General features: G+C 59.2%; 16 protein-coding genes. 10 read left to right on the top strand and 6 right to left on the bottom strand.

The features are described 5' to 3' along the window. The first annotated feature begins 74 nt into the window (after positions 1-74). The 3 genes from AC2FFA_RS11930 (at position 75) to fdhF (ending at position 5,542) form a co-directional block, all read left to right on the top strand. Positions 75-956, top strand: coding sequence for a LysR family transcriptional regulator (locus AC2FFA_RS11930; protein WP_496676548.1), 882 nt, complete (start codon positions 75-77; stop codon positions 954-956). An 85-nt stretch (positions 957-1,041) separates the two neighbouring features. Then, positions 1,042-2,745: an NAD(P)H-dependent oxidoreductase subunit E gene (locus AC2FFA_RS11925; protein WP_496851803.1), complete on the top strand. Its 1,704-nt coding sequence runs from the start codon at positions 1,042-1,044 to the stop codon at positions 2,743-2,745. A gap of 13 nt (positions 2,746-2,758) precedes the next feature. Next, positions 2,759-5,542 carry a formate dehydrogenase subunit alpha gene (gene fdhF, locus AC2FFA_RS11920; RefSeq protein WP_496851802.1) on the top strand — a complete coding sequence of 928 codons (2,784 nt, stop codon included), beginning with the start codon at positions 2,759-2,761 and terminating at the stop codon, positions 5,540-5,542. A gap of 576 nt (positions 5,543-6,118) precedes the next feature. Here fdhF and AC2FFA_RS11915 read toward each other — a convergent pair. The 4 genes from AC2FFA_RS11915 to AC2FFA_RS11900 all read right to left on the bottom strand — a co-directional run bounded on the left by AC2FFA_RS11915 (position 6,119) and on the right by AC2FFA_RS11900 (position 13,526). Then, positions 6,119-10,207: a translocation/assembly module TamB domain-containing protein gene (locus AC2FFA_RS11915; protein WP_496851801.1), complete on the bottom strand. Its 4,089-nt coding sequence runs from the start codon at positions 10,205-10,207 to the stop codon at positions 6,119-6,121. Then, entirely contained in the window at positions 10,204-11,967 is a 1,764-nt protein-coding gene (locus AC2FFA_RS11910) for an autotransporter assembly complex protein TamA (protein ID WP_496851858.1), read from the bottom strand. Before AC2FFA_RS11910 ends, AC2FFA_RS11915 begins: the two co-directional genes overlap by 4 nt. 194 nt (positions 11,968-12,161) lie before the next feature. Continuing rightward, positions 12,162-13,148 carry a type I glyceraldehyde-3-phosphate dehydrogenase gene (locus AC2FFA_RS11905; protein WP_496851800.1) on the bottom strand — a complete coding sequence of 329 codons (987 nt, stop codon included), beginning with the start codon at positions 13,146-13,148 and terminating at the stop codon, positions 12,162-12,164. Between the two features lie 54 nt (positions 13,149-13,202). Beyond that, a complete protein-coding gene (locus AC2FFA_RS11900) occupies positions 13,203-13,526 on the bottom strand; it encodes a hypothetical protein (protein ID WP_496851799.1) in 324 nt (107 codons plus the stop codon). A 325-nt stretch (positions 13,527-13,851) separates the two neighbouring features. Between AC2FFA_RS11900 and AC2FFA_RS11895 the strand changes: the two genes are divergently transcribed. Next, the gene (locus tag AC2FFA_RS11895) at positions 13,852-14,208 is read left to right on the top strand and encodes a hypothetical protein (RefSeq protein ID WP_117869765.1); all 357 of its coding nucleotides are present in this window, start codon (positions 13,852-13,854) and stop codon (positions 14,206-14,208) included. Positions 14,209-14,223: 15 nt separating this feature from the next. Here AC2FFA_RS11895 and AC2FFA_RS11890 read toward each other — a convergent pair whose 3' ends face one another. Beyond that, the gene (locus tag AC2FFA_RS11890) at positions 14,224-15,159 is read right to left on the bottom strand and encodes a 2-hydroxyacid dehydrogenase (protein ID WP_496851798.1); all 936 of its coding nucleotides are present in this window, start codon (positions 15,157-15,159) and stop codon (positions 14,224-14,226) included. Positions 15,160-15,525: 366 nt separating this feature from the next. Between AC2FFA_RS11890 and AC2FFA_RS11885 the strand changes: the two genes are divergently transcribed. The 3 genes from AC2FFA_RS11885 to AC2FFA_RS11875 all read left to right on the top strand — a co-directional run bounded on the left by AC2FFA_RS11885 (position 15,526) and on the right by AC2FFA_RS11875 (position 17,972). After that, positions 15,526-16,332 (top strand): thioesterase family protein, encoded by an 807-nt coding sequence (locus tag AC2FFA_RS11885; RefSeq protein ID WP_496851797.1) that lies wholly within the window; start codon positions 15,526-15,528, stop codon positions 16,330-16,332. A gap of 72 nt (positions 16,333-16,404) precedes the next feature. After that, positions 16,405-17,052 carry a DUF1007 family protein gene (locus tag AC2FFA_RS11880; protein ID WP_496851796.1) on the top strand — a complete coding sequence of 216 codons (648 nt, stop codon included), beginning with the start codon at positions 16,405-16,407 and terminating at the stop codon, positions 17,050-17,052. After that, positions 17,037-17,972 carry a nickel/cobalt transporter gene (locus AC2FFA_RS11875; protein WP_496676568.1) on the top strand — a complete coding sequence of 312 codons (936 nt, stop codon included), beginning with the start codon at positions 17,037-17,039 and terminating at the stop codon, positions 17,970-17,972. The genes AC2FFA_RS11880 and AC2FFA_RS11875 overlap by 16 nt, the downstream gene beginning before the upstream one ends. A 1-nt stretch (position 17,973) precedes the next feature. On the opposite strand, the gene truA is transcribed toward AC2FFA_RS11875, so the two are convergent. Beyond that, positions 17,974-18,741, bottom strand: coding sequence for a tRNA pseudouridine(38-40) synthase TruA (gene truA, locus AC2FFA_RS11870; protein ID WP_496676570.1), 768 nt, complete (start codon positions 18,739-18,741; stop codon positions 17,974-17,976). 107 nt (positions 18,742-18,848) lie between these two features. Between truA and AC2FFA_RS11865 the strand changes: the two genes are divergently transcribed. Genes AC2FFA_RS11865 through AC2FFA_RS11855 form a run of 3 tightly spaced genes read left to right on the top strand, consistent with a single transcriptional unit; the run spans position 18,849 to position 21,698 of the window. Next, positions 18,849-20,264 carry a YcjX family GTP-binding protein gene (locus AC2FFA_RS11865; RefSeq protein ID WP_496851795.1) on the top strand — a complete coding sequence of 472 codons (1,416 nt, stop codon included), beginning with the start codon at positions 18,849-18,851 and terminating at the stop codon, positions 20,262-20,264. Beyond that, on the top strand, positions 20,261-20,716 hold the full coding sequence (locus AC2FFA_RS11860; protein ID WP_496851794.1) for a GNAT family N-acetyltransferase: 456 nt from the start codon (positions 20,261-20,263) through the stop codon (positions 20,714-20,716). The genes AC2FFA_RS11865 and AC2FFA_RS11860 overlap by 4 nt, the downstream gene beginning before the upstream one ends. Further along, positions 20,709-21,698: a YcjF family protein gene (locus tag AC2FFA_RS11855; RefSeq protein ID WP_496717758.1), complete on the top strand. Its 990-nt coding sequence runs from the start codon at positions 20,709-20,711 to the stop codon at positions 21,696-21,698. Before AC2FFA_RS11860 ends, AC2FFA_RS11855 begins: the two co-directional genes overlap by 8 nt. The last annotated feature ends 37 nt before the right edge of the window (positions 21,699-21,735 follow it).

Raw genomic sequence — 21,735 nt, 5'->3', positions numbered from 1 at the left:
AGTTAGCCATTCTTTCCTCTCCAGCCTAATTCCCCTTAATGTGGGTTTCGACCCGTCATTCGAGAAACGTCCAAATGATCGAAATCCGCGACCTGCAACTGCTCAGCGCCCTTGCGCGGCACCGCCATTTTGCCAAGGCGGCCGAAGAGTGCGGGATTTCGCAGCCTGCGTTCTCGATGCGCATTCGTAATCTTGAGGATCGGCTGGGCGTCTCCATTGTCCGCCGCGCCAACCGGTTTCAGGGTCTGACGGAAGAGGGAGAGATGATCGTCCAGCGGGCGCGTCGCATTCTGGATGACACCAAGGCACTCGAGCAACAGGTACTGGCCGCCAAAGGCGAGATCACCGGCACGCTGATTTTGGGCGTGATCCCGACGGCCATCGCCTTTACCGGGCGGCTCACCAAACGGTTGAGACAGGCGCATCCACGTATCATTACGCGCATCGAAACCATGTCAGCGACCGCCATTCAACACCGGCTGGACGAAGGCAGCCTGGACGCTGGGGTAACGTATGGCGACAGCATCGGGACCGACCTGCGACAGGTGCAACCTTTATACGAGGAAACCTATGTTCTGCTGGTCCCGTCGCACATGACGGACGAAACAGGTCCGATACCTTGGGCGCGCGTGGCCGAATTCCCGCTAAGTCTGCTCGAGCCGCAGATGCAGAACCGGCGTATTCTGGATCATGTATTCGAAGATCAGGGTTTGTACCCGGACGTGGTTGCCGAAACCAGCGGGTTTACCGCTTCGATGGTGATGGCACGCGAGGGGCTGGCCGCCACGGTTGTGCCCCGTGTCCTTATTCGGGCATTGGGCGAGTTGAAAGGGACAAAGGTGCTGCCGCTGGTCGAGCCCATTGTCAGCAAACCGATTTGTCTGGCGACACGAAGCCGCGATCCAGAACTGCCAACTGTACGGGCGCTGCGCGCCGTGGTGACGTCTTTACGGTAATAAGGTGTCGTTATCGTGCAATTGCCAAAAGCGATTTGACGATATGTTAGCCTGATGAGACACGGGGCCTGAATCGGAGGGCATCATGGCACCATTAGACACCAAGCCATTAGGCGCACCCAAGGGCGTCTGGAAGTCAGGTAAAGGCAAGGGGCGACACACGCCCAAAGGTCGTCAGTTCACGGATGAGGCGCAGGCTGAAATTCACCGCCTGCTGGGCGACCGCCCGCGCCGCCGCGATCTGCTGATCGAATTCCTGCATTTGATTCAGGATGAACACGGCCATATCAGTGCCGACCATATTGCCGCGCTGGCGGTCGAGATGCGGATCGGTCAGGCGGAGATCTACGAGACCGCGACGTTCTACGCTCATTTCGACGTGGTGAAAGAAGGCGAGACTCCTCCGCCTGCGCTGACCATTCGCGTCTGTGATTCTCTGTCCTGCGAAATGGCGGGCGCCCAACAACTGCAAAAGGCACTGAAAGACGGTCTGGACCCGACCGAAGTCCGTGTGGTCCGCGCGCCCTGCATGGGCCGCTGCGACACAGCGCCGGTGCTGGAGATCGGTCACAACCATATCGACCATGCCAACCCCGATAAGGTGCAGGCCGCGATTGCTGCGGAAGACACCCATGCCCATCTGCCCGACTACGAAGCTTTCGCAGCGTATGAGGCAAATGGCGGTTACGCCACGCTGAAAGAACTGCGTGACGGCGGCAATTGGGAGAATGTACAGGAAGATGTCCTGTCCTCGGGCCTGCGCGGTCTGGGCGGTGCGGGCTTCCCGTCGGGCAAAAAATGGGGCTTTGTTCGCATGAACGAAGGTCCGCGCTATCTGGCCGTCAATGGCGACGAGGGCGAGCCCGGCACCTTCAAAGACCGCTATTACCTGGAACGCACACCGCATGTCTTCCTTGAAGGCATGTTGATCGCCGCCTGGGCGGTCGAGGCCGAGACCTGCTTCATCTATATGCGCGACGAATACCCTGCGGTTCTGGAAATTCTGCGCCGCGAGATCGCCGCGCTGGAAGATGCCGGAATTGTTGAGCCTGGCTATATCGACCTGCGCCGTGGCGCTGGCGCCTATATCTGCGGTGAAGAATCCGCGATGATCGAGTCGATCGAAGGCAAAAAAGGCCTGCCGCGTCACCGACCGCCCTTCGTGGCGCAGGTCGGCGTGTTTGGACGCCCGACGCTGGTGCACAACGTGGAAACGCTCTTCTGGGTGTCCAAGATCTGCCGGGAAGGTCCGGAAATCCTCAATTCGGTTGAAAAGAATGGCCGCAAGGGGCTGCGCAGTTATTCGGTCTCGGGCCGGGTGGCGAAACCCGGCGTCTACCTGCTGCCGGCAGGGTCGACCATTCTTGACGTGATTGATGCCGCCGGGGGCATGGCCGAAGGTCATGTGTTCAAGGCGTATCAACCGGGCGGGCCGTCGTCAGGTCTTCTCCCCTCCAGCATCGACGACATCCCGCTCGACTTTGACACCCTACAGCCGCTGGGCACGTTCATCGGGTCTGCTGCGGTTGTGGTTCTATCCGGTCAGGACACGGCCCGCGATGCGGCGCTGAACATGCTGCGATTCTTCGAGGACGAAAGCTGCGGCCAGTGCACCCCCTGTCGGGCGGGTTGCGAAAAAGCGGTCAAGCTGATGCAGGCCGACAAGTGGGATCAGAACCTGCTGGAAGATCTGTGTCAGGTCATGGGCGACGCCTCGATCTGTGGTCTGGGGCAGGCGGCCCCGAACCCGATCCGTCTGGTCATGAAACATTTCGCTGACGAAATCTGAGGGAGACAGAGCCATGCTTGATGCAAGCCCAACCAAGACCGTCACCTTCAACCTGAATGGCGATGACGTCACCGTGCCCGAAGGCACCACCATCTGGGACGCGGCCAATGGCCGTGGACTGGTTATTCCGCATCTGTGTCACAAACCGGCACCGGGTTACAAACCCGATGGCAACTGCCGCGCCTGTATGGTCGAGGTGGAAGGCGAGCGTACTCTGGTCGCCTCGTGCATCCGTCCGGCTGCTGACGGGATGGTCGTCAAGACTGACACCGACCGCGCCGAGAAATCCCGTGCGATGGTCATGGAACTGCTGGTGGCTGACCAGCCCGAGCGACCCCATGACGCATCCAGCCATTTCTGGGACATGGCCAGGCTGAACGATGTCAGCGACAGCCGCTTCCCAGCAAAAGAGGCCGAGAAGATCCCGCTGTTGGATGACAGCCACGTTGCGATGCGCGTCAATCTGGATGCCTGCATCAACTGCAACCTCTGCGTCCGTGCCTGCCGCGATGTGCAGGTGAATGACGTGATCGGCATGGCTGGCCGCGGCCACACCTCTCAGGTGGTGTTCGACCAGAACGACCCGATGGGCGATTCAACCTGTGTCGCTTGTGGTGAATGTGTTCAGGCGTGCCCGACCGGCGCCCTGATGCCTGCAACCGTGCTGGACGACCAACAGCAGGGGGACAGCAAAGATTACGACTCTGAGACCGAAAGCGTCTGCCCGTTCTGTGGCGTAGGCTGCAAGGTTTCGCTGAAGGTCAAGGACGGCAAGGTCAAGTATGTCGAGGGCATCAACGGCCCGGCAAACGAAGGCCGTTTGTGCGTCAAAGGCCGCTTTGGGTTCGACTACATCCACCACCCGCACCGCCTGACCAAGCCGTTGATCCGGCGCGAGGACGCGCCCGAGAAGGGGCTGAACGTCGATCCCGGCAACATCGGCACCCATTTCCGCGAAGCGACATGGGAAGAGGCGATGGATCTGGCCGCAACCAGGCTGATGGCCCTGCGCGACGAAAACCCGCTTTCGATTGCTGGCTTTGGTTCGGCCAAATGCACCAACGAAGAAGCTTATCTGTTTCAGAAGTTCATCCGTCAGGGGTTCAAGCACAACAACGTCGACCACTGCACCCGTTTGTGTCACGCATCGTCTGTGGCCGCTCTGATCGAGAACGTCGGCTCGGGCGCCGTGACCGCGACCTTCAACGAGATCGAAAACGCGGATGTGGCGATCATCATCGGGTCGAACCCGATCGAGAACCACCCCGTTGCTGCGACCTATTTCAAGCAGTTCGCCAAACGCGGCGGCAAGTTGATCGTGATGGACCCGCGCGGCGTTGGTATGCGCAAGTTTGCCGACGAAATGCTGCAATTCCGCCCGGGCGCGGATGTCTCGATGCTGAACGCGATCATGAACGTGATCGTCGAGGAAGAGCTGTATGACAGCCAGTACATCCACCGCTGGACCGAGAACTGGGAAGCCGAGAAAGAGCACCTGCGCCAGTTCACGCCTGAGGCGATGGCGCCGATCTGTGGCATCGAACCGGATCAGCTGCGCCGCGTTGCGCGCACCTTTGCACGAGCCAAGGCTGGTCTGATCTTCTGGGGCATGGGCGTCAGCCAGCACATCCACGGCACAGATAACTCACGCTGCCTGATCTCGCTGGCTCTGATGACCGGGAACGTCGGTAAACCCGGCGCGGGTCTGCACCCTTTGCGGGGCCAGAACAACGTGCAGGGCGCGTCAGACGCGGGTCTGATCCCGATGTTCCTGCCGGATTACAAAACGGTTACGGACGATGGCATTCGTGCGCAATTCACCAATGTCTGGAAATCGGATGATTTCTCGAACGAGAAGGGCCTGACCGTCACAGAGATCATCGACCAAGCCTATGCCGGCAATATCAAGGGCATGTACATTCAAGGTGAAAACCCGGCCATGTCCGATCCGGATGTTGGCCACGCACGTGAGGCGCTGGCCAAGCTGGACCTGATGATCGTGCAGGACATCTTCCTGACCGAAACCGCGAACTATGCGGACATCATCCTGCCGGCCTCGGCGCTGTATGAAAAGAACGGCACGGTTTCGAACACCAACCGTCAGGTTCAGCGTGTCCGTCCGGCCGTGGCACCTCCGGGTGAGGCACGCGAGGATTGGAAGATCACAGTCGAACTGGCACAGCGGATCGGTCTGAACTGGGATTACACCGATGTGTCTGAGGTCTTTGCCGAGATGAAACTGACCATGGAGTCGCTGGACAATATCACGTGGGAACGGCTGGAAACCGAGACGATCACCTATCCGTCGCGCAGCGAAACCGATCCCGGCCAGTCTATCGTGTTCGGTGATGGTTTCCCTCGTGCGGGCGGCAAGGCAAGGTTCACACCGGCCAGCGTCATCCCGCCCGATGAGGCACCCGATGACGAATACCCGATGATTGCCACCACTGGCCGTCAGCTGGAACATTGGCACACCGGATCGATGACCCGCCGCGCCAAGGTTCTTGACGCGGTTGAGCCCGAGGCCAACTGCTCGATGAACCCGCGCACACTGAAGCTGATGGGAATCGAACCGGGTGAAATTATCCGCCTGACCACGCGTCGTGGTTCGATTGAAATCATGGTGCGCGCCGACCGGGCAATTGCCGAAGACATGGTGTTCATTCCGTTTGCATATGTCGAAGCGGCAGCGAATATCCTGACGAACTCGGCCATCGACCCTTACGGCAAGATCCCCGAGTTCAAGTTCTCGGCCATTCGTGTCGAAAAGATCGAGGATGCGATCGCAGCGGAATGAGATCGCTGCCAGACTGAATAAAAGCGGCCTCGGAGGGGGCCGCTTTTTTCTTCGCCACGCCATAGTCTTACCGGCTGCTTCATTTGACTGGTCCTTACGACTCGTTCGCTACATTTTTCTGAGGTCTTAGGCCGTGACCTCGGAGCAGGTGACTCGTCAGCAGCTGTGTTACAGTGGCATGGAACCGCCATGCCGCAGCGATGGAATGGCTGAAGGCACAAGATAATCAGAAGCTATTCGCGTTCCCAAGGGCGCCGAAAACTGCTGACAAACCAGGGAAAGGTGAGAAGACAAACTGTCAGGTCATGGATTGAGATGTCGCGGTGTCTGTACAATTTCCCTGTTTCTAAATTTGCGGAAAAACCCGGATGTACTGGTGAATTACTCACTGGACACCGGTGAGTCTTATTGTCGTCTGGGATACCACGCTGGTTTCGGCACTTGAATCTTTCTGAAACAAGGTTTCCCGACCACCAATGAAATCGGAATGAGCCGTCTAAAAGGCGTTTTGAACACCCAACACCTGCTCGCGCGACACGAAAGGGCGGCTCAATTTAGCTTCTTTTTGACAGTTGGTCAGTAATCGCGTTCGAAGAATAAACCCACGCCTGTCTCGCCACGACCATCGACGGTACCACGTACTGTGAAACTGTCGGTAACATCGAGATTCAGGTTCACTTCGGTGTCGCCTTCGGTGTTCACAGTGAAGTCCGTATAAAGGTTTTCACCCAGATATGCGCCAGCGCCCAAACGGCCCGCGCCGCCTTCCGAAGCACCGATGTCAACCGTATCCACTCCGGTGGAATCGCGCAGGCCTTTCGTTGCATCACCTCCCGCACCGCTAAGCTGCGCCAGTGATGCCGCCATCTGCGCGATCAGGAACGGCGAGATTTCTGAAAACCGGTTCCCGAAAAGCAGCATCGCCAGCGCTTCTTCAGCCGGACGTTCGGGGTCGGAAAACACATTGACCTCAGGTGAATCCAGCGGGCCTGCAATTTCGATTGTCGCTGTGCCGTCGGACGTGCTGGCCGAAGACTCGAACTCGATATACGGTGTCAGGTCACCCTGTAGTGTGACGATCCCCTTTGTCAGTGCCAACCTGCGGCCCAGAATGTCGAAATTCCCCCGGATCAGTTCGATCTGACCGGACGGAACAACAGAGGCTGTGGTGCCCCCGATGAGAATCCGACCGCCCAGTTCTGCATTCACGCCTCGCCCTGTGACAAAAACCGCCTTGGGTGCAAGCAGGCTAATATCCAGCGCAATCCGGGACGCGCTTTTCTCGGATCCTTCGATCACAACCAATCCGGCACGCTCTCGCGTGACGAAACCGGGATGACTTTCGTTGATGTGCTGGATATCCGGAATAGGTGCCGCGCCTACCGCGCCGGACGCGGCTGCAAGGTTGATGTTGGTCTCGTCAAACGTGATCTGCCCGGCCAAAGAACTGTTTCCGGCCAAAGCCCCGGTCATAGCAATCTGGCCGTTCAGGGTGGTTTCATACAACAACTGATCCGTCAGCACGAGGTTGTTCAGGGTGGTGGTGATCTGGGCGTTGAACGGAGGGGTCAGGTCAACTGGTCCGTTGACGCTAAAGCTGCCGCCCGCCCGAACTCCGCCATTCAGTGTGATGGTTGCGCGGCTTTGGGCCAGATCCACCTGACCACTGATCCCGGTAATGGTTTGACCCGCACCCGGAATGGCAAGCGATGTGCCCGAAGTGGTGACCGATCCGCTCAGTGACGCCAGCGTAGGCGCGCCCTTGAGGGCAAGATTGAAGCGCGCCGATCCGTCGATCTTGTTGGGTGTGATAAATACATTCGCGATTCCAAGGTTGATGCCGCCCTGAGCTGTCAGATCCGCCTGACCGCTGGTTTCGTCAAAGGTGCCGGCCAACGTGGTGTCTATGTCCGCGGGCCCTTGCGCCTTGGCGTCGATCGTCCAGACTCCATTGTCGCGCTGGGCCGTCCCTGTTGCTGCAACGGTGCCGGGGAACTCTGGAACAAACCGCTCAATCTGGTTTAGTTTGGCGTCAAAGTCGACGTCGGCAGACCCATTCCGGTCAACTGTCCCCTGAAGGCTGGCGTATGAGCTGTCTGGTCCGTCCAGACGGGCAGTGCCTTCTAGCCCAGAACCGGTTGGAGCGACGTTCCCGCTCAGGCTAAGCGGGCCGGACAAGGTTTGCGACAGACGGCCGAGGTCATCCAATTTGGCGGAAAAGTCCAATCCGCCAGCGTTTCGGTCCAACTTTCCTGATGCATTTGCCGACAGGGCGGTTCCAATCAGTTGGAACGTGCGGATGTTCAGGCCTTCGTCGTTATTCACCGCGTCCACGGTCAGATTCGTTCGCCCCTGGATCAGGTCGTCTACGGCATCGATTCCGGTTTTGATATCGTCCGCAGCCAAATTGCCTATTACGTCGAACATCTTGCTGCCGACCGCGCCCTTGCCGGCAACATCCGCACGGATCGCTCCTGCCAGATCGCGTTTGGCAAGGCCTGAAAACAGCGAAAGGTCCGGGATGTTCAGATTGGCTTGTCCGTCAATAGCCAAAGCACTCTTCGGGTCGTCTATGGTGGCAGAGGCCTTGGCGGTCAGGGCAGAACCGTTCACCGTCGCGTCGCGGATCACAATCCGTTCCTGGCTCAGCGCACCGTCGAACGTGATCTTGTTGCGACCGGCCAACAGCGGATCAATCTCGGCCAGGCCGGTTTTGATGTCCCGGCCGGACACGCTGGCTGTGCCGTCAAACTCCAGCGTCTGAACGGTTCCCTTTCCGTTCAGTTTCGCTTGCACTGCACCCCCAAGCTCGCGGTTGGCAAGGCCTGAGAACACTGAAAGGTCCCGGGAATTGACCGTTGCCTGACCATCGATAGCCACGTTGCCATCAGGTGTCGTTACCGTGCCATCGACCTGCGCGCGCAAGGTATCCCCGATCAGGGTAAAATCACGGACGGTTACACCATCTGCGCCGCGCTTGGCGTCGAGCGTAATCGTTGTTTTTCCCCGGATCACCGGATCGATGTCATCACGCCCGGAAGAGAGGTCAGTGCCCTCGACCTCCAGTTTGCCGTCGAAACTGCCTTCCAGTGGTGAACCCTGACCAGTCAGTCGGGCAGAGACCTGACCGCCCAGCTCCAGCTTGGCCAGTTCCGAAAATCGGGACAAGTCCGTGGCTTCTAGAGTGGCGGTGCCGTCGACGGCCAACCCGGTGGACAGGCCGCTGATCAATGCGTCGATGCCCAAATCGTAGTCCGAACCGACCAGTTCGAACCCGGTCAGGTTGAGGGATTGGTCACTGCCATATTCGAAGGTGCCATCCAGAGTAATGCGGCTGCCCACTGCTGCATTCAGCCCGGAGTCAGCCATTTTGATACCGTCCAGAGCGGCTTGCAGATCGCCGTCGAAGCTCAGAGCATCACCCTGTTCCAGGGTTCCCTGCGCCGAGACTTGCGCGCGCTGCACGTCGAGCTGTTCGGTTTTCACGGCCTTCGCGGTCAGGCTCAGATCCCAAAGGTTGCCGTTCTTTTCGTCGAACAGCGCGGAAATCTGTGCCGCTCCAATGGATGTGTCGCCGCCTGAGACAGGCAGAACAACGCTTTGCCCTTCTGGCGGAGTAATTCGCCCCTGAAGGGCCGCCAGTTGAAGCTGACCACCCGCTGCCAGTTCCAGCTGACCCTCAAGGTTCAGCGCTTGCGAGGTGAGTTCCAGATCACTGATGGTCAGCGCACCGTCGGGCAGCGTCCGCCCATCCACATACAGCCGTGTTTTGGCGCCGAAGAAAGTATCCATATTGTCGGCTACAAATGGTGTCAGATCACCGCCGAGATCGGCGGTAAAGGCAATACCCTCTTCCGCGCTTGCCGCCGCAGTCGGGGCCGAGCGCAACCGTACCTGCCCTGTCACCCGAGGCTGACTATCGCTGCTGAGGCCGATATCTGCTGTGAAGTCGGTCACCGGTCCGGACCCTTTCGCGGTCAATCCAATCGGCGGACTGTCCGGAATTTTCAGAGCGGCCGAGATCAGGCCGCCCGCTGCCTCTGTCACCTGAAGGTCAAGATCGATCTGGCTGTCTGAATTCTGAAAGCCCGCAGTCAACTTGATTTCATCACCGGCCCGATCCAGCCGGGTAATATCCAGATTGGTGTCCAGCGTCCCGTCGACAAGTGACAGGTTGCCATTGACCGCCAATTCCGCGGCCACTCCGATCAGAGGCTGGCCCAAAGCCAGCTCGTCGATGCGGATTTCGCCGATTTCGATGGCAACGGGTAGTTCAGGCAGTTGGAAGCCTTTTGTTTCTGCGGTCGGCGGCGGCGTATCCTTGGTGGTGGTGCCCGGCGCGCGGGCGACGTCGATCTCGTGCGCAGTCAAAGCATTGACCGAGAACCGCCCACGGATCAAAGCCAGTCGGTTCCAGTCCAGTTCGGCATCCTTGACGGTAAGCCAGACTCCTTCGTCATCTGCAACCGTGATCTCGGCAATCGTGGCGCGTGAACTCAGCGCACCTTGCAGGCCTTTGACGGTGACGTTCTGATCGTCGCCCGACAGGGTATCCTGTAGGAACCGCTCGATCATGCTGCCGCCTTCATCTTCCTGCGGATGTCCGGCCACCGGCACGAATGCCAGCGCGCCGATCAACAGAGGGTATGAAAGGTATCGTCTCAAAACGCCTGTCCGATCCCGATGTAGAACTGTAGCCCGTCCCCGGTGGGACCGCTGACAGGATAGGCCAGATCAAAGCGCAGGGGGCCAAACCCGCCCAGATCATATCTTACGCCAATACCAGCGCCAGAGTGGTCTTCTGCGCCGCTGCCGATAAAGGACGACGTGTCGACAACACCGTAGTCATAAAATCCGACCAGTGACAGGCTGTCGGTTACCTTGCCACGGATCTCACCGGACAAGCCAATAAACGACTTACCGCCCGCGATGCCGGTTCCGACCGGAATGCCGAGACTTTCATACGGCTGCCCGCGCACGGTTCCCGCGCCGCCCGAGAAGAACAGAAAGTCAGGTGTGACGCCATCGGCGGGTGGGCCAATCACGGATCCCAGTTGCGCGCGACCGGCCAAAACGATCCGCCCCCCTGTCCCCAGGCTGGTATAGGCCCGCCCATCAAAGAAAAGGCGGATGCCGGTATCCGTACCGGAAATTCCGACAAAGGGCATGACTTGCGAGTCCAGATAGAATCCGCGCGTGGCGCTGACTTTGCTGTCGCGTTGGTCCCATTCGGATCGGAACGGCAGGATGAAATACCTGAACTTGCGCCCGCTGCCATATGCATCGTCCGCGTCCGACCACTGAAATCCGGCCGATGCCTCGGCGTAGAGACTGTCTGAAAACGTTCGGCGCGCACCATAGGCCAGCGAAGCCACCGTCACATTATAGTTTTCCGTGTTGCGGCGTTCCAGCAGGGTGCTCCAGAAGGTGTTGTCATCGGGGCCAAGCCGGTCAGGTTGATCCAGACGCAGCCCGATCCGGCCATCGATATCCTCGGCACCACCAATATTTCGAACCGCCACTTCGAAGCGCAGACGTTCTGCGCGCTTGAACATGTTGCGATGGGTCCATGTCGCGGTCACATCAACACCATCGCGAGAGGCCAGTTCCACACCAAAGGTCAACCGACGTTTGGGCAAGTCTTCGAACGTGGCATCGAAATCCAGTGTGCCATCGGGGTTTGGGGTCTCTCGTTCCTGCAGCGAGACCACGTTGAACGTACCGGTCCGGCGCAATCGTGTTCCAACCTTCTGAATTTTCTCGGGCGAATATACCTCTCCACTGGGGAACCCGGCGATCTTTTCGATGGACCTGTGACGCACATCTGAATCGCCTTTGATAAACATTCTGCCAAATGTCAGCCTGCGTCCGGGATCAAGGTCGATCTGGGCATCCAGGCGGGCTTGTGCGTGGCGCGCGATGATTGTCTGACCCGCAACACTGGCTTTTGCATGACCAGCGTTCCTCCAGCCCTGAACACCGGCCGAGGAGGCCTGTTGAATGGCTCCGGTTGTCGCCAGTTTCCCAGAGGCAAAGTCTTCGGGCAGCTCCGTGTCGGGGGCCAGGGGCTGAACAATGGCGGTGCCGAAATTGAAGTTTGGCCCGGTTTCAACGGTAATCGCAGCACGGTTGATTTGTGCAGGCACCGTGAGAGAGCTCAGTTCGGCCGCTTCCTGTCCATCAAGCTTGATGCTGACGACCGGACTGAAATACCCTTCGTCGTACAGGATTTGTACAATCGTTCGGTAATCCGACAAAGCCGCTGAGAGGATTTCAAGCGGGGTGTCGAGGCCACGTTCTTCAGCCGTCGTTACTGAGGATGTCTTTTCGAGGCGTTCAACCAGTTCTTTCGATGCGCCGGGGGCAGAGAGTGAGGTTTCCAGCGCCACCAGTGTGGTTGGGGCCAAAGTCACAACTGCGGCCATCAGCCAGCGCCCCAGACGGCATTGCCGCTTGCTCCTTCGCATGAATTGCCCCAAATGCCCCAATTCCAGTTCTCTTGCCCGCGCCATGCACGGTCGTTTGAATTCAGGTTAGAGCATCTGAATGCGGAAGAGGAAAGGAATTATGCATGAGACACGTTTTTTTTGGGCCTTATTGTGTTGACGTCACCGCCCGGCTATTCGGCTGCCATAAGGCGGGCCACGTCCAGCATTCGCGCCGAAAACCCCCATTCGTTGTCGTACCAACCAAAGACCCTAATCTGATTTTCACCCACCATACGGGTCTCAGGCCCGGCAATAACCAGCGATTCAGGGCGAGCCCGCAGGTCGGACGAGACCAGAGGCAAGTCAGTCCAGCCAAGCACAGGTGATGCAGCAACGGCCTGCTTCAGGGCGTGATCGAAGGTTTCTGCACTCATGCCGCGCTGCAATGTGACCACAAGGTCCACGGCTGACACACTTGCCGTGGGAACGCGGACAGCCGCGCCCGAAATGCGCCCTGCCAGATGAGGCAGGACGACATCGATAAGGTGCATCGCGCTCGATGTGGTCGGCACCATCGACAGTGCCCCTGCCCGAGAACGGGCCAGGTCGCCGCGCGGGGCATCGACCATTGGCTGGCTGTTGGTATAGCAGTGGATGGTGGTCATGTGCCCCGATGCGACGCCGCCGATATCGTCGATGGCCCTGACCAGTGGCGCCAGCCCATTGGTGGTGCAGGACGCGTTTGACACAATCCGGGCGTTGCCCAACTGGTCCTCGTTTGCGCCCAGAACGATGGTGACATCAGCGGCGGGGGATGGGCCTGAGATCAGTACTTTACCTGCGCCCGCGGACAACCCGCGACGCGCAACGTCTGAGCTGCGGGCGATACCCGTACAATCCAGCATGACGTCAACGCCCGACAGATCAACGCGGGACAGATCGGCGCTGTGGGTCATGGGAATCGCGCGTCCATCCACGATCAGCGCGGCGTCCCCCCCGAACACATCGCCGGGATAGGGGCCGAATGTGCTGTCGTATTTGAACAGGTATGCGCAGGTGTCCAGCGGCGCGATGTCATTGATCAGCACCAGCTCGATATCTGACCCTGCCGGCAGGGCCAGAACCTGCCGCAGGATCGAGCGGCCAATGCGGCCGAATCCGTTAATCGCGAGTTTCATGCGCAAGCTATGGCAGGCCGGTCGGGTGACCTCAATGCCTGATCTGAAGCTGTGTCAGTTGCAACTGACCTGCGAGAAAAACTGGCCCGAGATGTTCTGATACATACTGGCCACGATCGGTTTGCACCCGGTTGCCTGCTGAATCGCGGCAATGGCCTGAACCGTACGCAGGCGCGGTGGAGGCCCGAAGGGGTTGAGGTTGTTGTTGTCACGCGTGGCGCGATAAACGACCGGCGCGTCGGAAACCTGTGTCACCGCCCAGGTGCGGCTCATGACGAAGACGGATTTGGTTTCTTCCTTGGCCGATATCGGCGAGGTATGTAGGACCGCAGATGCAGCGAGTGCTGCGATGGCCATTGGGGCAGGGCGTAGTTTCATGGAACAATCTCCAGTGCTAAAAATCAGAATTTACTTGAATTTCAGCAAATTCAGGCCCGTCTGTGAAGCCCTAAGGTCATAAAATTGTGGCGCCACCTTGTCGGGCAGTTGTAACCGGCGAGGCGGGGGCAAAGGCAAATGTCGGTTGAAGCCCTTGTGCCACCAAAACCTGAATCGCCCCGGATCGCCTGTATTGCAGGCTTGCGAACAGAAATCGCGCAGATAGGCCAGTTCGGGATAATTTGAAGGTTCGCTTCGGGGCTTGGCCCCGCCGGATCAGGTGTATAACCTTGACCACAAATGATTTCAGTTCTGTGAGGCCGCCATGAATGCCCCGATTTTAACCGCCATAGCCGCATTCGGCATTCTTTTGATGACCAATGCGGTCGAGGCCAAGCCGCTATCTCGAATCATAGCCGAGATGGGGTTGTCTCCAGCAGATTTCGAAGTGGTCAACGCGGCCTCAAACGCGCTTTTAACCAGTGGCACGCCATCCGTGGGCCAGGAGCGGTCATGGAAGAATGACGACACGGGTTCAAAAGGAACAATCCGGGTGCAATCGGTGAAGGGAAATTGCGTTGGTCTTCAGCATGTGATTCAGCCGGACGGTGGTGATCAGAGCAGGGAAATCCGAACCCGCCGATGCAACGATGGCAATGGCAACTGGATCCTTACGCCCTGATCATCGGGTCAGGTTTCAATAGCCCTGATCGCGATTGACTTCATGTAGCAAGGGCGCGCCAGAACAGAGGCGTTGGAAGTTTTCAGCCACATCCGACAACGCATCGCCCAGATGCCAGCCCGAAACATGTGGCGTGATCGTAACGCCGGGGTGGCGCCATAGCGGGCTGTCTTGTGGCAAAGGTTCCCGCGACGTGACGTCCAACACGGCATGCCCCGGAACACCTGCGTCCAGTGCCGCGATGAGAGCGCCCTCATCAATCAGATTTCCGCGCCCAGCGTTCAGCAACTGACTGCCGGGTTTCATCGCCGCCAGCATCCGGGCATCAAACAGGCCAGCGGTTTGAGGGGTCGAGGGCAGGATTGCGCAAACGTGGTCGCATTGGCCAAGAAGCGCGGGCAACGCGTCCTGCCCATGCAAACAAGTTGCGCCTTCGATGGCTTTGGGCGTACGGCTCCAGCCCATCACCTGAAAGCCCACGGCGTGCAGCATCCGCGCGGTGCGGGCACCGATGTGACCAAGACCCAGAACGCCGACTACGGTGTCCGGCGTAAAAACCGGTGCGCGCGGGGACCACTCGGCGCGGGTTTGGGCCGCTTCGTGAAATGCCATGTGTCGCTGAGCGCGCAGGATATAGGCCAGAAACCACTCGGCAATGCCCTGCGCCGGTGCGTCAGGCTTCAGGCGGGCGATGCGAACGTGACCGGGCAAACCGGGATGACTGACAATGGTTTCCACCCCTGCACCCAGCTTTTGTACCAGTTTCAGGTTGGGCAGTCGCGTCGGGTGGTCACGTTGCATATCAACCACGGCCAGCATTGTTATGTCATCCGGATTTCCCAACGTATCGGCGGTGCGGATATCCGCATCCGGCAACACCGCCTGTAAACTGCGGGCAATGTCGTCATCACTTATCCAGTTGGACAACCCGGTTTCGATCAACAACGCCATGTACGGCTCCTGCTTAGGTTTGATGCGGTGACGTCCCGTCATTACGGTGGACAGGGCCCGGGCAGTTAAGCCATCCTTGCGGTAAAAGTATAGCCCGGACTGGGTGCTTGACAGGGACATTTCGGCAAACATGACAATCAGCCTGATGGATCAAAATCATGATCATCTGAAGGATGTTACCGCAATGACCGGGGCTGAGATCGTGCGGCTGGATGACACGTGTTTCCCTGGAAGCGAAAGCGAAACTGATTGCAAGGACGGTGTGTCCAACATGTCCGCCCCCCGACGTCAGAATAGCGAAAGTGGTTGAACACCTGGGCCCAGATGAATTGAAACGATTTGCACAAGAATAGACCCGAGGAACACATGGCGGAAGCGCTCGATTTTGCGGACAAGACCTACTTTCATCAGCGCGATGACGGGGCCTTTATTGGTAACGATGCCGCGCGCGGGCCGTGGTCTGCCGCTCATTGCCACGCGGGGCCGGTCAGCGGTTTGATTGTGCGGGCCGCGGAAACCGAAATCGGCCCCGAAAAGATGCTGACCCGTCTGACCGTTGATTTGTTGCGGCCACTTCCATTGGCCGGGCTCCGTGTCGCGGCAGAGACCACGCGCCATACCAAGACGCTCGGGACCACGCGGGTCACGGTTCACGATCTTGATGACACGCTCTGCGCTACGGCCACCACGATGCATCTTTTGCGGCGCGATCTGGGGCAGGTGCCGAATGTCGACATAGATGCGCCGAGGATAGAGGACGTTGTCGAGGGCCCCTTTCCAATTGGTGAAATTCGCCACGATCTGCCCGGTTTCGCCCATTACAGCGATATTCGCTATCCGACAGGGGGAAACCAGGGGGCCGGGCCCAAAACAATTTGGATGCGTACTCCGCAGCTTTTGCAAGGCGAGGATCAGTCGCCCATTCAGGCGCTGTGTCCTTTGGCCGATTGTGGTAACGGTATCTCATGGAATGCGCCAACCTCGGAAATGGGGTTCATGAATACTGACCTGACCGTGCATATCCACCGTGAACCGGTTTCGGACTGGCTGGCCTCGAAGTCGGTTTCGCATTGGCAGCCTTCCGGTATCGGCATGTCTCAATCCGTGCTCTTCGATACGCAGGGTCCGGTGGGTACTGCGCTGCAAACACTGGTTCTGTTTCCGCCGACCTGATGTTTGGCCGGATTTCGCATAGGGATTGAAAATGTCGTTGCCGCCACGTGGAGGGACACCTATCTTGCGACTATGCGTTACCTTATAACCACTTTGATCCTTTGTTTGCCTATGCAGGCCAATGCCCACCCGCATGTTTTCATTGGTACCGGGCTGGAGTTCATCGTGGATGACGCTGGTCAATTGACCCATGTCCGCGTGACCTGGGCATATGACGAATTCTACTCGTTGCTGGTTCTGGAAGACATGAAGCTGGATCAGGATGCTGACGGCATTCTGACGGAAAGCGAAGAACAGTTCCTGACCGGGTTCGATATGCAGTGGGTTGAAGGATACAACGGCGATCTTGTCGTTACGGCAGACGGAAACCCGGTTGCACTTTCCGGTCCGATGGAGGCGCACGCGACAGTTGAAGACGGGCGCGTTGTCACCACGCATCTCAGGGCGGTGGAAGCTGGCGCCGTGCCTGCCACGGCATTGTCCGCAAAGGCATTTGATGAGACGTTTTACACCGCCTACGAGGTGACGCGGCCCGTGACCGTCACAGGTCCTACTGCGTGCCAGATGGATCGGTTTGACCCGGACATAGATGGACAACTTGCACAGATGCAGGCGTTCCTGCTGACACTGGACGCAGACTATGACCTCGAGGAAAACGATATTCCACTGGTCGGTGAAAACTTCGCGACCGAGATCCGTGTTTCATGTCCCGCTACCTGATTGTTCCGGTTGCTCTTGCCTGCGGTCTGCTGCTCTGGTTCTGGGGCAGCGGAGGCTTTGACAGTCTTGCGGCCTGGGCCGCGGGGGAGCAACGAGAATTCCAGAACCAGATTGCCCGGTCCTTGCGTGCCGCGCGTGCCGAGCAGCCCGAGGCGGTGGCAACGCTACTGACGGTCTGTTTCGCTTACGGGTTCTTTCATGCCATCGGCCCCGGCCACGGAAAGGTCCTGATCGGTGGCTACGGGTTGGGTCGGCGCGTCGCCTTTTGGCGGTTATCGGCGATCAGTGTATTGTCCAGCCTGGGGCAGGCGGTGACGGCCGTCGTACTGGTCTATGCCGGGGTGCTGGTGTTCCAGATGTCCCGTGAAAGCCTTGTTGGAACGACTGAACAGGTCATGGCTCCGATAAGCTACGGTGCAATCGCCCTTATCGGTCTTTGGCTGGTGGTTCGGTCTTTGCGCAGTTTCGCAAGTAGACGGAAAACCACATCGCCCCACGACCACCATCATGATGAAAACGATCACACGCATCATCACCACCACGATGGAGAGGTCTGTTCAGACTGTGGTCACCGCCATGGCCCAACTGCGCAAGAAGTTGCAAATGTTGGTTCACTGCGCGAGGCCCTGATCCTGATAGCTGGCATCGCGGCGCGACCGTGCACAGGTGCATTGTTCGTACTGATCCTGACGTGGCAGATGGGCATCGCGATGGTCGGTATCGCTGGGGCCTTTGCAATGGCATTGGGCACGGCGTTGGTGACGACCTTGGTGGGATGGACATCCTTTGGCCTTCGCGGAGGTCTGCTGGCCTCAGCCTCAGCAACGCGGTTCGCATCGGTGCTGGCCCCAACAATCGAACTGGTCGCCGGGCTGATCATTGCCGTGATCGCAAGTGGATTGCTTTTGCGGGCGATTTAGGTCAGTCGAACACTGGTTCCGGATATCCGACCCGCGCCAGATACAGCCCTTGCGGCGGACAGACAGGGCCGCAGGCCGCACGGTCGGCAGCTTCCAAGGCCTCACGCACCTCTTCCGGGGCCCACGCTCCGACGCCCACACGTTCCAGGGTTCCGACGAAACTGCGTACCTGATTGTGCAGGAATGACCGTGCCCGTACGTGGAAATGGACCTCGGGGCCGGAAAAGCCCTGAACCAGTTCTACCCGCAACTCATCCAGAGTTTTGACCGGGCTGGCGGCCTGACAAATCGACGACCTGAAGGTCGTGAAATCATGGCGACCCAGCAGCATGTTCGCCCCTTCCTGCATGGCCTCGACATCCAGCGGATGATTGATCTGCCAAACCTGCCCCCTGTCATGGGTTGCAGGCGCGCGTCGTATCAGGATGCGGAACAGGTATTGCCGTTCGACCGCCGAAAACCGCGCGTGCCAATCGTCAGTCACGCGCGCGGCGTCCACGATCGCCACCGGCTGCGGTTTGAGGTGATAGTTCAGCGCCTCGGACAGGCGGAACGGGTCCCATTCCTTGACCATGTCGCAATGGGCGACCTGGCCCAACGCATGAACCCCAGCATCGGTGCGCCCTGCGGCAGCAATCGTATGCGCACCCGGCTGGATACGGGACAGGGCCTGTTCGATTGCCCCCTGCACGGACGGTTGATCCTTCTGCCGCTGCCATCCGGCAAACGGTTCCCCCTGGTATTCAACTTTCAACGCGTATCTGGGCATGTGCCGCTGGTACAGCGCAGCGCGGGAACGGGCAAGGGGGCGAAAGCGCTGGTATGTGCCGTACCCTCTACCTATCTTGGGTGAAACGATAATTGCGGGGCGACAGATTGGTCATCTCATCACTGGCAGACAGCCTTGTGCGCGGCGTCGAAACCATAGGCGACAGCGTGTCCGAGACGTTTTTTGAGCCTGTCATCCGCCTGGGTGTCACGGGGTTGGCGCGGTCGGGCAAAACGGTTTTCATCACCTCGCTGGTGGCGAACCTGCTGGATCGGGGACGCATGACCGGGTTGGTTGCGCAGCAGGAAGGTCGGATCAACGCCGCTTATCTGCAACCGCAGCCGGATGACACTGTGCCCCGGTTCGATTATGAAACGCACCTGTCCGCCCTGACCGGTCCGACACCGCACTGGCCAGACAGCACGCGCGCGGTTTCAGAACTGCGCCTGTCCTTCAAAGCCCGCCCAGCCGGCTTGCTTGCTGGCTTGCAGGGACCGCGCACCGTTCATCTGGACATTGTCGATTACCCCGGAGAATGGCTTCTGGACCTGGCTTTGCTGGACAAGTCGTATTCAGACTGGTCTCAGGAAACACTGACACGTATCGAGACCCGTTCGGAGGCTGCCGGGTATCTGGCCCAGGTCAACGCCGCAGACCCGTCCGGGGCGCATGACGAGCCGACCGCGCAGGCGCTGGCATCGTCGTTTACGACCTATCTCAACCAGGCACGTGAAGCCGAGTATTACGACTGTACCCCTGGACGGTTCCTGTTGCCGGGGGATCTGGCAGGTTCTCCGGTCCTGACCTTTGCGCCGTTGGTGGCGTCTGGCCCGTCGCGGCGCAGAACGCTTCAACGCGAGATGGAACGGCGATACGAAGCTTACAAAGCTCAGGTCGTGAAACCGTTTTTTCGGGATCACTTCTCGCGGATCGACCGGCAGGTGGTTCTGGTTGACGCGCTGGGCGCTATTCATAAGGGTCCGCAGGCGGTCGAGGATATGCGCCGTGCCATGGCTGATATCCTGTCGGCCTTTCGCCCAGGCCGAAATGCGTGGCTCAGCCAATTTCTGTTAGGAAAACGGGTCGAACGCATTTTGTTTGCGGCGACAAAAGCCGACCATTTGCACCACACGCAGCATCCCCGCCTCACCGCGATCATTGAAGCATTGACGCGGGAGGCGCGCGATCGGGCGAATTTCGCCGGAGCCCGGACCGAGGCCCTGTCTCTGGCATCGCTGCGCGCGACGACCGAAGAATTGCGCAATCACAACGGGACAGAACTGCCATGCGTTCGGGGTACCTTGTTGGATAGTGGGAAACAGGCTGCCTTCTACCCCGGTGAATTGCCCGAGGATCCAGCGCATCTGTTGGGCCCGGCCCGAAATGGGGCTGATGCTTGGTTGGGCGAAGACTACGGCTTCATGGCCTTTGCCCCGGCCCAGTTGACCTTGAAACCCGGTGACGGCCCGCCGCATATCCGACTGGATCGTGCGGCCCAGTTTTTGATTGGAGATCGGTTGTGACGGTACTTCTGCGTCCCGCACGCACAACGGATGCAGGCACCATCGGGACAATCCTGCATAGTTTCACCGTGGAAAACGACTGGATGCCTGAATTGCACAGCTGCGCCGAGACGATCGCCTTCTGTGGGCGAATGATTGATCAGGAATGGGTTACTGTGGCCGAAGCTGAGGCCGGTGTTGTAGGTTTTTTGGCGCTTAACGGTCGTGAAATCCATTCGCTTTATCTGGATGCACCGGTTCGGGGGCGGGGGATTGGTCAGCAATTGCTGAATCACGCCAAATCGGGCCGCTCAGAGCTGAGCTTGTCCGCGTTTCAGGACAATGCCCGAGCCTGTCGGTTTTATGAACGTAACGGTTTTGCCGAGGTGGCCCGCAGCGATGGGGCGGATAACGATGAAAACTTGCCCGACATACGGTTTGTCTGGCGCAGTGAGGGTGTGATCCATGGCTAAAGGCCCGGTTTTGATCGATCTTGAATTGGATGAGCCCGCTGCTGATGTCGCGAAGGCCCCGCCGGTGCCAGACATCGCGCAACCGCAAGGGCAGGCGATGCAAAGCGCGGCACGGCTGGCGGCGCGCAAACCATCGGCGCTTGCGCGCTGGTTCTGGGGGCTGGCCCTGGCAGTGGTCGGGGCTGCCATATCTGTGGCCGCGTGGGATTTTGCGACCTCGCTGGTGGCGCGCACACCTGTATTGGGTTGGATCGTTACCGGATTGATCGCCGCGCTGGTTCTTGTGGCGCTTATGATTGCTATCCGTGAACTGGCTGCATTGGGGCGATTGTCCCGCGTAGATGGCCTGCGTCGGGCCGCTGACACCGCATTGGCCGACGACGATCTGGCTCAGGCCCGTGCGGTCACCAACCGTATCATCGCATTCTACCAAGGGCGTGAAGACACGCGCTGGGGCCGCGAACGATTAACCGAACGTATGGCGGATCAGTTCGATGCATCAGCGCTGCTGGAGCTTGCCGAAGATGAGCTGCTGGCCCCTCTGGACCAAGCCGCCAGCCGCGAGGTCGAAGCCGCGGCCCGGCAAGTTGCCACAGTGACCGCATTGGTGCCATTGGCGCTTGCGGATGTGATAACCGCGCTGGCAGCGTCGTTGCGGATGATCCGCCGGGTTGCGGAAATCTATGGCGGTCGCGCGGGCACGCTGGGCGGCTGGCGCCTGACCCGCAGTGTATTTGTGCATCTGGTGGCGACAGGAGCGGTGGCAGTTGGCGATGATCTGCTGGAGCCTGTTCTGGGTGGTTCCGTTCTCAGCAAACTGTCCCGCCGGTTCGGAGAGGGTCTGGTCAACGGGGCGCTCAGCGCCCGTGTGGGTGTGGCCGCGATGGAGGTGTGCCGTCCGCTGCCCTTTTCGGACAGGCACAAACCTTCGACGCGGGGCATCATAAAGCGCGCCTTGCAGGGCCTGTTTTCCAAGGGTTGATCCAAAGCAAAGCGCCCCGGCCTGCCCTTCGGCACAC

This window comes from Ruegeria sp. YTSB088, from assembly GCF_059609825.1.
Note: the sequence above shows the minus strand (reverse complement) of the source record. Positions and strands in the feature narration are given on the sequence as shown.